General features: G+C 41.1%; 1 protein-coding gene. It reads left to right on the top strand.

Annotation, left to right across the window (positions count from 1 at the left end):
- Positions 1-389: ATP-binding protein (locus V1L65_RS28655; RefSeq protein WP_331702766.1), on the top strand; the 389-nt coding region annotated here is incomplete at both ends.

The following is a 389-nucleotide window of genomic DNA, read 5'->3' as shown; positions in this document are numbered from 1 at the left end:
CCTAGTGGGGTTGGGAAAACTCACTTGGCTACGTCGATCGGCATTGCTGCTGCGAAGAAACGAACGAGCACCTACTTCATTAAGTGTCATGATCTGATTCAAAACTTGAAACGTGCCATGCTAGAAAACCGCCTAGAAACAAGATTGAAGCACTACACGAAGTACAAATTACTCATTATTGATGAAATTGGTTATCTTCCGATTGAACCTGAAGATGCAAAGTTGTTCTTCCAGCTTATTGATATGCGTTATGAGAAGCGAAGCACCATCTTTACAACTAATGTTAACTTCAGATCATGGGATGAAGTGTTCCGTGAACCGAAGCTTGCCAATGCGATATTAGATCGCATTTTACATCATGCAACTGTTGTTACTATTGTAGGCGAATC

This window comes from Paenibacillus sp. IITD108, from assembly GCF_036541265.1.
Taxonomy (GTDB): Bacteria; Bacillota; Bacilli; order Paenibacillales; family Paenibacillaceae; genus Pristimantibacillus.
Note: the sequence above shows the minus strand (reverse complement) of the source record. Positions and strands in the feature narration are given on the sequence as shown.